The following is an 11,546-nucleotide window of genomic DNA, read 5'->3' as shown; positions in this document are numbered from 1 at the left end:
TATCAGGGAATGAATGTTGCGGCTGCCGGTCAGGTCACGCACCGAGGCGGGTCGGCCCGTGAGTTGCCGGCGCAAGGGTGATGCCGAGTTGTCGGAAGATGGCGCACAGGTGGGCGTCCACGCTTCCTGGGCTCACGAGCAGGTGCGCGGCCGACAGCTTTCGCCGCGGCCGCGCCTCGGCGGGTGTGGTTCAGAGTTCGTCGTGGCTGACGAGAATTCGGAAGAGCTGGTAAAGCAGACTCACCCGGCCCACAGCGGTGCCGATGATCAGCTTTCCGTCCTGTCCGCAGGCAACGCCTGGGCCAGCGATCTGGTCGTCGGCGTTGCCGGCGCCGTCCTGATCCTTGACGTCAAACCTGAAGCAGGGCGCGGAGGTCTGCGGCCGAGCCGCATTGCAACCGGAGAAGCAGACCTGCCCGCTCGACCCGGTTGACCGGATCGGGCGGGTCCAAGGCGGGCGGCGCGACATCGTGGCAGACGGCGTTCGCCCTGACCAGCGAAGAGCTGCGCCCACTGGCGTTACCCGCGATGCCGGCCCGTCGAATGCTGGCATTCCTCGACGGGCGGTACGACACCTGGTACCGCGACATCACACTCGAACCCGTGGCCGAGTGGCGGTGATTTGCGGTCAACCGCGCGGCGCTCGGTCCGTAGGAGCGTCGAGACGCCGAGCTGCACGGCTCGGCGGCGCGGGGATGGTGCCGTCAGTACGAGTCGTGGCCGTCGCAGCCGCAGCCTTGGGTTTGCGGCGGTGGAGCGTGAGAGTCATGACCAGCACGACCAGCGCTCCGACGATCAGCCCGAGGATCGCGCTGGCCACCGTGTTGACGAGCCAGCCGACGAGCCAGCCGAGAACACCCGTGGCGTCGTGGGCGGCGACCTCCACGTGGTGCACGGCCTCGTACAGGAAGTGCAGGTTCAGCTCGTTCGTGCCGAGCAGCAGGATGTGCCCGCCCACCCACAGCATCGCCGCGGTGCCGACCACCGTCAGCACGGTGAGAACCATCGGCATCGCCCTGACCAGACCGCGACCGAACGTGGCGACGGTGCCCGAACGTTGCGACAGGCGCAGCCCGGCGTCGTCCATCTTCACGATCAGGGCCACCACGCCGTACACCAGGACGGTTATGACAACGGCGACGACAGCCAGGATCACCAGGCGGGACCAGAACGCCTCATCGATCACCTCGTTGAGGCTGATGACCATGATCTCCGCCGAGAGGATCAGGTCGGTTCGTACCGCCCCGGACACCAGTGTCGTCTCGTCCTGCACCGTCTCCTCGCCCGCGCCGGAGGCACCGTGATGGGCGATCTTGGCCCACACCTTCTCCGCGCCTTCATAACAGAGGTAGGCGCCGCCGAGCATGAGGATCGGAGTGAGCAGCCAAGGCACGAACTGACTGAGCAGCAGCACCGCCGGCAGGATGATGAAGAACTTGTTGCGCAGCGACCCCACGGCAATGCGCTTGACAATCGGCAACTCGCGCTCGGCCGCCAGGCTCCGCACGTACTGCGGCGTGACGGCAGCATCGTCGACGACCACGCCCGCAGCCTTGGCGCCGGCCTTCGCGGCGGCCGCCCCGATGTCATCGATCGACGCGGCAGCGGCACGGGCCAGCACCGCCACGTCATCCAGCAGGGCTACGAGTCCACCGGCCAAGGGAGGGTCCTTCCAGGGTTGCGCAGAATTCGAACTGACCTATTCTCGCTCAGGTCCCTGCGCGCGGCACGACACCGCCCGGTCGTATTAGGCGGTGGAGGCACTGCTACGGCCGCGCCAACCGTCTACGAGTTTCCGCAACGCTTCCCGGTGGATGGCGAGTTCGGCACCGTCCCGGTCGGCTCGGGCTACGGTGAGCGTGCCCAGGACCGCCGGCCCGCTCCGCGGCTGCGCGGGACCCTGCCCGGAGTTGCTCCCGGTAGCGCCGGGTCACGCGCGCGACCTCATCGTCGACTGGCGTCGACATCGCCGCCGCAACCATGCACCCCCACCCGCCGCCCGCACTGCCCAGCGCGGCCGGCGGGGTCGACCCACGGACAGGGTGGGTCACCTGTTCGTATCAGTGGTTGAGGTAGGCGAGGACCGCGCGGACTCGCCGGTTGGCGTCCTCGGCCGGAGGGAGGTCGAGCTTGGCGAAGATGTTGGTGATGTGCTTCTCCACCGAAACCGGCGCGAGGACGAGCGCCGCGCAGATGGCCGCGTTCGACAGTCCCTGCGCCATGAGGTCGAGTACTTCCCGTTCCCGTGCGGTGAGCCCGTCGACCCCGTGGTTGCGGCTGTTACGGGTGAACAGTTGCCGTACCACCTCCGGGTCCAGGGCGGTGCCACCGTTGGCGACCCGCTCCACCGCGTCGAGGAAGTCGTCGAGGGCGGTCACGCGGTCCTTGAGGAGGTAACCGACACCACCCCGACCGTCTGCGAGCAACTCCACGGCGTAGGCCCGTTCGACGTACTGGGAGACGATGAGCACCTTGGTGTCCGGGTCGGTCGCGCGCAGCGTCAGCGCGGCGCGCAGTCCCTCGTCGCGGAAGCCGGGTGGTAGCCGGACGTCGATGATGGACAGGTCTGGTCGGTGCTCGGTGACGGCCGTCAGCAGGGCGGGTGCGGTGTCGACGGCGGCGACGACGGTGTGGCCGGTGTCGGTCAGTAGCCGCACCATGCCGTCCCTGAGCAGCAGCAGGTCCTCGGCGATCACGATGCGCATCAGTGGGGCAGCTCCGCGGACAGGACGGTGGGACCGCCGGGTGGACTGGTGATGGTGAGTCGCCCGTCGAGTGCCTCGACGCGGCGGCGCAGACCGTCGAGTCCGGATCCGGTCGGGTCGGCGCCGCCCTGCCCGTCGTCGGTGAGGGTGACTGTGACGCTGACGGCGGTCCGGGTGAGGCTGACGACGCAGGTCTTGGCGTCGGTGTGCTTGCCCGCGTTGGCAAGCCCCTCGGCGATGACGAAGTAGGCCGCCGACTCGACCGCCGCCGGGTAACGGTCATCGGGGTCACCGCGGATCTCGACGGCGAGCGGGCTGTCGCCGGCTAGGGCGGCGACAGCGGCGTGTAGGCCCCGGTCGGTGAGGATCGGTGGGTGGATGCCACGTACCAGCCGGCGCAGCTCGGCGAGGGCGTCGTCGAGTTGCCGGCGGGCAAGCTCGACGTCTGATACGGCGGCGGCGCCGGTTCGCAGCTTGCGGGCCGCCAGTGCCAGCGTCATGCCAGCAGCGACGATTCGGGCTTGGGCGCCGTCGTGCAGGTCCCGCTCGATCCGACGCAGCTCCGCCGCCTGGGCATCGACGACCCGTCGGCGGGTCTGGGCCAGACGGGCAGCTTCCTCGACCAGGTGCCGATGCGCGCCGGGAGCCAGCAGTGCCCGGGCCAGTTTGGCCTGGGCCAGTCCAGCGGTTCGCAGGAGCCACGCGGTCACCGGCAACAGCAGCACGCCGAGGACGGTCAGGCCGAATCGGCCCGGAACGGTCGTCATGAGCGGGCGCATCGGAAACGGGGCGTGCGGGTTCGGTACCGCCCACGCCCACAGCGGTGCCACGACGGCGGCGAGGTGGACGACAGTGACCACGGTGGCCGCGATGCCGCCGGCCAGGCCCAGCGGGAAGAGCACAACCAGCCAGGCCAGGTCTCGCCACGTGGCCGGTTGCACCGCGACGGCGCTGATCCGTTGCCGGATGGTGCGGCCCTGGCTCGGTAGGTACGGCGCGGCGATTGCGGTGCCGAGCACCCAGCGTGCCCGGCACCGTTCCAGGTTCGCGAGGCGCCGGGTCACCCAGGTGGCAGTAAGGAACGCTGGCCCGCCGAGCTGCGTGATCGCCAGCAGACCGACACCGAGGATGGATGCCAGGACCCAGGCAAGGCCGACGAAGCCGGCGACGAGGCTGCTGACCAGGTACGCCAGCGCCCACGCCGTCATGCGGATCATCGCGGCGATCGTACCCGCAGCACGCCGGCACCAGTCGATGGCCGCCGGCCGGACCCGCCCCCCGACGATACGGAGGACGGGTCCGAGCGGCGACTCGTGGGGAGCACGGTCAGCGTCCGTCGCTCAGGGCCGGCAGGCTGCGGCGCCGCAGCAGGACTCGGGCCGGTAGGGCACCCGCGACCAACCCCAGTGCCGCGACACCACCGAGCATCCCCAGGTAGGTGCCGGCATCGACGAACACCCGTAACGTACCGTCCTGCGCGGTGCTGAAGGCACCGACCACGATCGCGGTGACCAGGACGCCCAGCGCCAACCCGGCGCTGACCGTGATCATCGCTTCGCGTCCGAGGAGCCGGTGCAGCTGCCTGGTCGTCGCCCCGACCAGCCGCAGGTCGGCGAACTCGCGACGACGCGCGGCGGTGGCGATGGCGAAGGTGTTGACGACCGCGATCGCCGTGAAGCCGAGGGAGATGATCACCATGAGCTCCCAGGCGCCCTGCTGGTTCTGCGCGTCCGAGGCGGGTGCCGCGCCGAGCGTGGGAGTCAGCCGCAGGTCAGGCCACGAGGCCGCGATCCGATCCGGTACGTCGCCGCTGTAGCGCAACCCGACCGTGCTGACCAGTCCGCGCGGGTCGTGTGCCGCCACCAGGGCCGCGGGCAGCGCGAGGTCACCGAAACCACGGGCTCGGGCGTACACCCCGGCCAGTCGCAGGTTGACCTGGTGACCGTCGGCGAGCCAGATCCGCACGTCGTCGCCCAACCGCCATCCGTACTGGTCGACGATGTACTCGCTGGCGGCGAACGTCCCCGTGCCCGGCAGCGTCCCGGCGCGCAGGTCGAGGTCGAGCGCGGTCTCGGTGCCGGCCAGCAGGAGCCCCTGCGTGACGTAGTCCTCGGGCTTGCCGCCCTGCTCGACGATGGCGCGGGTCGGCAGCGTGGCCGCCGCACCTGTCACACCGTCGAGGGCGGCGAGCCTTTCGACGGTGCCGAGTGGAAGCCCGCCCGGCGCGGTCACCTGCGCGGTCGCGGATGCCGTCCGGTCCACCTGCTCCTGCGCGGTCAGTTCGTCGATCAGGGAAGTGTTGAGCAGCATGGTGGCATTGATCGCGAACATGAGAACGAGTGGAACCGCGACCGCCGCGACCCGACGCGGCTCGGCTCGGGTGACCAGTCCGGCCAGCCATCCGGTGGCGCCTCCGGCGCCGACGAGGCGGGAGACCGGTGTCGTGAGCACCCGGATCAGCAGCGGGCCGAGGGCCGCGACCGTGCAGAGCAATAGTGCGGACGATACGAAGCTCATGCCCATGCCGAGCGGCCCGTCGAGCGGGACGAAGACGAGCAGCGCGACCGCACCGGCGGTGGTCACCACCGCGATGGCAGTCCGCAGGACGAAGCCGCCGGTCGGTGCGTTCGCGGTCTCGGCGAGCGCCTGCGTCGGAGCGATCCGCACCGCTCTGCGGCCGGCGATTCGGGCACCGATGAAGGTCACCACCATTCCCGCCACCGCGGCGGCGATGAGCACGAGCACATTGGTCCGTACGCCAAACTGGGCCGGCACCGCGCCCAGGTCCCGGAACCGGGCGGCCACCAGGTGGGCGAACACCACACCCAACGGCGCGCCCGGCAGCGCGGCGAGCCCGGCGAGCAGGGCGCTTTCCACGCCGAGCAGGCGGCGTAGCTGACCGGGGGTCGCGCCGGAGGTGCGCAGCAGGGCCAACTCGCGAAGACGCTGGCGTACGCCGAGCGTGACCGTGCCCGTGAGCACGAAGATGGCCGAGAACGCCGTGATACCGATGACGAAGCCGAACATCGAGATCGGACCGATGTAGTCCGGCAGGGATCCGGGCAGGTCGGCCTTGACCCGGTCCACCCCGGTCAGGACCGGCGCCTCACCGGCGGCCCCCTCGACGGCGCGCCGAAGTGCGACCAGATCGGCACCGGGGTTGACCAGGACGGCCACCGCGGTCGGGCCGGGCAGTCCCGACACCGACGCCGCCTCGCTGTCGGCGACGAACAACGCACCCTGAGCCGGCAGCCCGTCCCGCCCGGCCGGCGCGGCCACGCCGGACACCGTCATCTCGCGGACGCCGGTCTTCGTGGTGACGACGAGACGTCCGCCCACCGTGGTACCCGAGCGGTTGGCGAGGTCGGCGTCGATGACGACCTGTCCCGGGCTGGGCGCCTCGCCAGCGCGCAGCGCGTACGGGGTCAGCGGTGCCGAGGCCCACCCGTGTCCGATCACGGGAGCGTCGTCGGCGCCGCGCAACTGACGGCCGTCCGGTGTGCGCGCCTGCACCGGGAAGGCGAGGTCCGCGACCGCGGTGGTCACGTCCGGGAGGTCGCCCAACCGGCCGGCAAGATCCAGCGGCAGCGAGCCGGCGCCAGTGAGCCGCTCGGACTTGACCTTGCGCTTGACCTTGACCTTGTCCTTCTTGTCCTTGGTGGTGACCTTCTCGAGGGTGACGTCGCGGTCGCCTGAGACGACGACCGCTGCCGCCGCGAACCGGTCGGCCGGCGGCTTCGCCGTGAGCACGGAGGCAAGCAGTAGACCGCCGCCAGCGAGCAGCGCCACGGCCAGCAGCGCGGCGAAGAACGTGCCAGCGTACGCACCGCGGTGCTGGCGAAGCGTGCCGAGAGCGAGCCGGATCATCGGACGGTCACCGCCATCATCTGCGCCGCGACCTTCTCGGCGGTCGGGTCGGCAAGCTCCGAGACGATCCGACCGTCGGCGAGGAACACCGCGCGGTCGGCCCACGCGGCGGCGGACGGGTCGTGCGTCACCATGACGATCGTCGTTCCGGTGCGGTCCACCGCCTCGCGCAGCAGCCCGAGCACCTCACGGCCGGTCGACAGGTCCAGCGCACCCGTCGGCTCGTCGGCGAAGATGACCTCCGGTCGACTGGCGAGGGCACGAGCGAGCGCGACCCGCTGGCGCTGACCGCCGGACAGTTGGCCGGGCCGGTCGTTCTCCCGTCCGGTGAGCCCGACCCGGCGCATCACCTCCCGCGCCCAGTCCCGGTCCGGCTTCGTCCCGGCCAGCCGCTGCGGCAGCAGGATGTTGTGCCAGACCGACAGCGAGTCCATGAGGTTGTACGACTGGAAGACGAACCCGACCCGCCGCCTCCGTGCCTGAGTGAGCTGCGGCTCACGCAGGCCGCCGATGTCCTCACCGGCGAGGAGTACCCGGCCGCTGTCGGGCCGATCGAGGCCCGCCGCGCAGTGCAGGAGCGTCGACTTGCCCGAGCCCGATGGTCCCATCACCGCGCAGAACGAGCCGGCCCCGAACGCGACCGACACACCATCCAACGCTCGGGCGCCACCTCCGCCGGGATAGGTCTTCGTCACGTCGAGCACCTCGACGACCAAGCCGCCGGCCGTCATAGTCATACCGCTGTTTCGCATGGTGAGAAGCCTGATCGAGAGGGCGTTCGCGGAACACACGGCGACCCATGATCATGGTGGTGGGGAAACCCCTACCGTCAGAGGTTCGGCGTGGTGACAAGCTGCCCGCTCGGCAGGCTGTACGCGGGAACTCGTCCTCACCGAACTTGTCTCCGCCGTACAACCAGCCGGGCAGGACCGATCGGCCGAGGGGCAGGTAGGCCGTCAAGAGCACACCGATCGCCGCGCCTTGTCAGCAGCAGGTGACGGCGCGCTTTCACGGCGATCCGGGAGGGCCTCCGGCGTTCAGAGGGCGGCGATCGAGGTGGGAGCTCGTTCTTGCCGCGCCAGCGCGCGTATCAGGTCCAGGGAGCCGTGTCGCCAGGCGGCGAGGCTGCTCAGCAGATGGATCGTCGCTTCGGCCGCTGCCACCGGCATCGATGGCGTCGGCAAGTTGAGGCTGACAGCTAGGTCGTCGATGTGCACGACCAACTCCATGACTCGGGTCAACAGGAAGTCATCGACCCTCAGGCCCCAGTCACCGAGGTTAACGATGCGGTCGAGAGGTTGTGCTGGCACCACGGCCCGCAGCTCGGTCAAGGCGGCGTCGACCATGTCCGCGAGATCCGCGGCGGTCGTCGACGCGGCTGCCTGCTCGCTGCGGTGCCGGATGCCGATGTTGTCAGCGCTGCCAACTCCCGACGTCACCCAGGTGTTGCCGGCGAAGTGTTCCAGCACCGAGATCGCGGACTGTCCTGGCGCGGCGGCGAGGAAGGTCACCGTGTGAGTTACCTGGTAGGCAAGATGGAGAGCCAGGCCGGCCGTCGAGAAGTCGGCCAACGCGCTGGGCGTGGACCACCGCTCGGCCAGTATCGGTTCGCGCAGCAGAACTGCGGCGGTCTCGGCGGCGTCGAGAAAGGCGCGTCGGATCATCGAGTGCACGCTATGCCCCGCGGGCGCCTGTTGTCATGGGTGCTCCTGCCCGCGAGGGGTAGTACGTGGGCGTCAGGAGATCCGCCCCGGCGGTAATGAGTGTTCGTACAACCTCGGACAAGCGCGCACACCCCGACCGTGGCGATCGCCGAATTGGCACCCATACGCTCAGTGCCGACCACAGCCCAACAGAGAAAGCGAGGCCAGGTCTTGAAGAAATCACTGCTGGCGCTGGCGACAGCCGCCATGCTCCCGCTCGGCGTGCTGGCCGCGCCGAGTCCCGCGCTTGCCGCCGGTTGCACGACCACCTCGACCATCCTGATGCGGTTCGCGGACGGGTCACCGTTCCGCTCCGGCTACAGCAGCACATCCCCGTTGATTGGGTACGCCTACTCGGACTACACCTACGCGATGAACGGCCGCTGCACCAGTGCAGCCGGCCTCCTGTGGTACCGGGCTGCTGGCTCACCGACGATGTACATCTACAGCGCCCACCGAATCAACTAACTTCCCGCACCGGGCAGTCCGGAACGGAGACGTGGGCGGTGACGATCCGCCAGCCGACGGGTAGGCGTACCCAGGTCTGGGTCTGCCGCCCGGTGGGCGCGCCGCCGGCGTACCCGAAGCGGGTCGTCACCACCGCGAGGTCCCCGCCGAAGGCGGTGACCACCGGGTCCACCAGCCGGCGACCGGCCGGCGGTGGCGGTTGCGCGGCCCGCCACTTGCGCTGCTCGTCCAGCCCGTACTGGTGGTCGGCGAGACCGAACCGCACCGTCCGGTCGGAATCCCAGAAGTACGCGCAGATCCGGTCCGCGTCGCCGTCGGCCAGCGCCCGTTCGTAGTCGGCGAAGGCCGCCGCCACCTCGGCGACGACGTCGGCCCGGTCGATCTCCATCCGGTACGTCCCTTCGATCCGTCGGGTCGGGTGTCGGCCGGCCCGGTCGGGAGCCGCTACCTCGCGACCGGGCCCGCCCACTCAGCCGGGCAGCGCGGACGCTTCCCGGTCGGTGTCCGTCCGCTCGCTGGCGGGGTCAGCGCGATCGGGCTGCTGGTCCGGTTCGACCTCCTCCGGGTCGGGCTCGCGGGGCGTCGGGCGGCCGAGCGCGAAGACGGCGCAGATCACCGCCACGAAGAGATAGCCCAGTGCCACCTGGCCGTTGGCGTTCCACTCGATCCGCTCGCCGTGAATCAGCCCGATGAACGACAGCACCGCACCGGAGCCGGCGAAGATCGCGGCCCGGACGAAGCGCCTGTCGATGATGAAGACCACCACCGCGCCGAGCACCAGCCCGGCGAGGATCGCGCCCTGACCGAGCACCAGCAGCCCGTCGTAGATCACCCCGGCGCCGTTGAGCGCGTCGTCACCGACCGCTGCGGCGGTGGTGCCGGCGGCGGCAAGGGCGTTGTCGATCTGACCGGTCGCCCAGGCCGCGATGTTCGGGATCAGCGCGGCGACCACGGCGGCAGCGTGCGCCCGGGGCGTCGCCTGGAACGCCTGCGCCCCGATCAGCAGCCCGATGTAGAGCAGGATCGGCACGATGGCCGCCGTCGGGAAGATCGCCCCGAGCAGCCCGAACATGCCGAGGAAGCACAGCACCGCGATCACCACGCCGGTCGCCATGGAGTAGCCGCTGCGTCCGCCCGCCGCCTTCCAGCCCGGGTGCCCGACGTAGACGGCGGGTGGGAACGGCGAGCCGAGCGCGGCCCCGACCACCGCGCCCGCGCCGTCGGCGAGCAACACGCTGCGCAGGTTGTAGTTGTCTCCCGCGGTGGCCGCGCTCTCCACGTTGGTCATGCCCTCGGTGAAGTTGTAGACGCCGAGCGGGATGGCCGTCGCCAGCAGGGGTGCCATGTCGGCCAGCCCGGCGCCGAGCAGGTCCAGCTTGAACGAGGGTACGGCCAACGCGATGTCCCGGGCCGCCGCCGTGACGTCCGGCACCGACATCGCGCCCCCGGCCCAGCCGATCGCGGTGCCGAGCAGGAGCGCGGCCAGCCCGATCGGGAAGTTGAACGGCAGCTTCACGTCGGTGAGCAGGCCGATCAGCAGCAGCGCGAAGACGGGCAGGGCGACCCAGGCCATCCGCCACATCTGCCCGGCCGGGTTCATCGAGATGAAGGTGATGGAGATCCCGGCGAGGGTGCCGAGCAGCGCGGCCCGAGGCGCGTACCGGCGGATGTAGGGCCCCACGAACGCGCCGATCAGCACGATCACGCCGATGATGAAGGCCCACGCCAGCCCGGCCTCCCAGGCCCGCACCGGGTCCTGGGTACGCAGGTAGATCGGCAGCATGATGACGAAGATGACGATGAACATGTGCGGCACGCTCGGCCCGTACGGCAGGGCGGTCACGTCGGTGCGGTTCTCCCGTCGGGCCAGCCGGCGGGCCAGGTAGGTGTAGTAGATGTTCCCGGCGACCAGGGCGATGCCGAGCGCCGGCAGGATCGTGCCGAACACCTCCCCCTCGGGAAGGTTCACCACACCGAGGCAGAGCCCGGTCAGGGTGAGCACGTTGACCAGGACGTTGACGCCGAAGCCGAAGAATGCGTTGGTGTCGCCGCGTACCCAGTACGGGAGCGGGGCGACTGTCGGTGTGGTCGAGGCCATGACTACTCCCGGTCAGGACGAGGGCTGCAACACGGGGGTGGCGGGCAGCACGGCGCGCACCTGCGCCGAGTCGGCGACCCAGCCGAAGATGCCGCCCTGGGCGGCGACCATGTCGAGACCGACCCGCTGGAACTCGGGAAAGTAGGACCCGACACAGTCGGCGAGCACGAGGCACTCGTACCCGCGGTCGTTGGCCTCCCGGACGGTCGTGTGCACGCACACCTCGGTGGTGACCCCGGCGACCAGGAGGCTGCGGATGCCCCGCTCGGCGAGCACGGCGTCCAGGGCGGTGGCGTAGAAGGCACCCTTGCCGGGTTTGTCGATGACCGGCTCGCCGGACAGCGGCCTCAGCTCGTCGACGATGTCGTGGCCGTACTCGCCGCGGATCAGGATCCGGCCGTTGGGCCCGGGGTCACCGATCCGGCGGCTCGGCGCCCCACGGCTGAGCTTGGCCGGCGGGCAGTCGGACAGGTCGGGAAGATGCCCCTCGCGGGTGTGCAGGACGCTCAGACCGACGGCGCGGGCGTCGGCGAGCAACGCGGCGAGCGGGGCGATCGTGCGACGCAGCTGGCCGACATCGTTGCCGAGACTCTCACCGAACCCGCCGGGTTCCAGGAAGTCGCGCTGCATGTCGATGACGAGCAGCGCCGTGGTGGCGATGTCGAAGGCGTACGGGCCGGGTCGCGCGGCGGCGATTGTCAGCAC

The 11,546-nt window shown here is 70.4% G+C and carries 12 protein-coding genes; 3 read left to right on the top strand and 9 right to left on the bottom strand.

Annotation, left to right across the window (positions count from 1 at the left end; all coding sequences use genetic code 11):
- Nucleotides 1-13 precede the first annotated feature (13 nt).
- Nucleotides 14-433: a hypothetical protein gene (locus tag ACWER9_RS23405; protein ID WP_452303868.1), complete on the top strand. Its 420-nt coding sequence runs from the start codon at nucleotides 14-16 to the stop codon at nucleotides 431-433.
- Nucleotides 430-621 (top strand): hypothetical protein, encoded by a 192-nt coding sequence (locus tag ACWER9_RS23400; protein ID WP_452303867.1) that lies wholly within the window; start codon nucleotides 430-432, stop codon nucleotides 619-621. The genes ACWER9_RS23405 and ACWER9_RS23400 overlap by 4 nt, the downstream gene beginning before the upstream one ends.
- A gap of 7 nt (nucleotides 622-628) precedes the next feature.
- Here ACWER9_RS23400 and ACWER9_RS23395 read toward each other — a convergent pair whose 3' ends face one another.
- From ACWER9_RS23395 to ACWER9_RS23370, 6 genes are all read right to left on the bottom strand, one after another.
- Nucleotides 629-1,660, bottom strand: coding sequence for a DUF808 domain-containing protein (locus ACWER9_RS23395; RefSeq protein WP_452303866.1), 1,032 nt, complete (start codon nucleotides 1,658-1,660; stop codon nucleotides 629-631).
- A 400-nt stretch (nucleotides 1,661-2,060) separates the two neighbouring features.
- On the bottom strand, nucleotides 2,061-2,705 hold the full coding sequence (locus tag ACWER9_RS23390) for a response regulator transcription factor (protein ID WP_452303865.1): 645 nt from the start codon (nucleotides 2,703-2,705) through the stop codon (nucleotides 2,061-2,063).
- Complete coding sequence (locus ACWER9_RS23385; protein ID WP_452303864.1) at nucleotides 2,705-3,922, bottom strand: sensor histidine kinase; 1,218 nt, start codon at nucleotides 3,920-3,922, stop codon at nucleotides 2,705-2,707. Before ACWER9_RS23385 ends, ACWER9_RS23390 begins: the two co-directional genes overlap by 1 nt.
- 109 nt (nucleotides 3,923-4,031) lie before the next feature.
- Nucleotides 4,032-6,572 (bottom strand): ABC transporter permease, encoded by a 2,541-nt coding sequence (locus tag ACWER9_RS23380; RefSeq protein ID WP_452303863.1) that lies wholly within the window; start codon nucleotides 6,570-6,572, stop codon nucleotides 4,032-4,034.
- Nucleotides 6,569-7,324, bottom strand: a complete 756-nt coding sequence (locus ACWER9_RS23375; RefSeq protein ID WP_452303862.1) for an ABC transporter ATP-binding protein — start codon at nucleotides 7,322-7,324, stop codon at nucleotides 6,569-6,571. Before ACWER9_RS23375 ends, ACWER9_RS23380 begins: the two co-directional genes overlap by 4 nt.
- 285 nt (nucleotides 7,325-7,609) lie before the next feature.
- The gene (locus tag ACWER9_RS23370; protein ID WP_452303861.1) at nucleotides 7,610-8,236 is read right to left on the bottom strand and encodes a maleylpyruvate isomerase N-terminal domain-containing protein; all 627 of its coding nucleotides are present in this window, start codon (nucleotides 8,234-8,236) and stop codon (nucleotides 7,610-7,612) included.
- 210 nt (nucleotides 8,237-8,446) lie between these two features.
- Between ACWER9_RS23370 and ACWER9_RS23365 the strand changes: the two genes are divergently transcribed.
- Entirely contained in the window at nucleotides 8,447-8,743 is a 297-nt protein-coding gene (locus tag ACWER9_RS23365) for a hypothetical protein (protein ID WP_452303860.1), read from the top strand.
- Here the strand turns inward: ACWER9_RS23365 and ACWER9_RS23360 are convergent.
- The 3 genes from ACWER9_RS23360 to ACWER9_RS23350 all read right to left on the bottom strand — a co-directional run bounded on the left by ACWER9_RS23360 (nucleotide 8,736) and on the right by ACWER9_RS23350 (nucleotide 11,546).
- Nucleotides 8,736-9,131, bottom strand: a complete 396-nt coding sequence (locus ACWER9_RS23360; protein ID WP_452303859.1) for an AtzH-like domain-containing protein — start codon at nucleotides 9,129-9,131, stop codon at nucleotides 8,736-8,738. The two genes, ACWER9_RS23365 and ACWER9_RS23360, sit on opposite strands and share 8 nt — an antisense overlap.
- A gap of 81 nt (nucleotides 9,132-9,212) precedes the next feature.
- Nucleotides 9,213-10,841: a regulator gene (locus ACWER9_RS23355; RefSeq protein WP_452303858.1), complete on the bottom strand. Its 1,629-nt coding sequence runs from the start codon at nucleotides 10,839-10,841 to the stop codon at nucleotides 9,213-9,215.
- 12 nt (nucleotides 10,842-10,853) lie between these two features.
- Nucleotides 10,854-11,546 (bottom strand): cysteine hydrolase family protein, encoded by a 693-nt coding sequence (locus tag ACWER9_RS23350; protein ID WP_452303857.1) that lies wholly within the window; start codon nucleotides 11,544-11,546, stop codon nucleotides 10,854-10,856.

This window comes from Micromonospora sp. NPDC003944 (assembly GCF_053605225.1).
This window is presented reverse-complemented; position numbering and strand designations above follow the sequence as displayed.